Here is a 582-nt window from a genome sequence, read left to right on the forward strand (position 1 = left end):
ATTCATGATTAATGTTCACATGCATGCATCTATACAATGAGCGAAATTTACCACACATATGCAAGCATGCACAATACATGCATGCAAAAATACATGTATCCTTTTATGCATCGAAACTTTGATTTGGAAATCGGAAATGGTACAGAGCGTAAGACTTAATGATCTTGAACAAGAGAAGCTTAGAAAAAAGGCTGTTGAATTAAACAAAGTATTAATTCAAAAGGGTCAACAACCTATAAGAGATAGCGAGCTAGTACATATTCTAATTGAAGAAGCCATCGAACTTATTGAAATTAATAATAGTGGTAAGTTAACAATACCAAGATAAGGATGAGCAATGGGAATCTACCAACTTCTAACAATACAGCTGATTGCAATATTCTTAATAATCGTGATAACAATAAGGATAGGCATTTGTATAAGAACAAATGCAAATTGTTTATTTTCAAAAATAATTAAAAAACTTTTTTTAAGATAATTGCTTGAAGTCGCATAATGCGGACTATGTTAAATAACGCTGATTTGCATAAAAAGTGTTGCAAATCAGCTATGTAACATAATCACGACTACATTATGCGAAAT

At 31.1% G+C, this 582-nt stretch carries 1 protein-coding gene; it reads left to right on the plus strand.

Going from position 1 to position 582, the window contains the following annotated elements; translation table 11 throughout:
• Window positions 1-136 precede the first annotated feature (136 nt).
• The gene (locus EXE09_RS18655) at window positions 137-328 is read left to right on the plus strand and encodes a hypothetical protein (protein WP_130118254.1); all 192 of its coding nucleotides are present in this window, start codon (window positions 137-139) and stop codon (window positions 326-328) included.
• Window positions 329-582 lie beyond the last annotated feature (254 nt).

Source organism: Acinetobacter sp. WCHAc060025, assembly GCF_004209355.1.
Classification (GTDB): Bacteria; Pseudomonadota; Gammaproteobacteria; order Pseudomonadales; family Moraxellaceae; genus Acinetobacter; species Acinetobacter wuhouensis.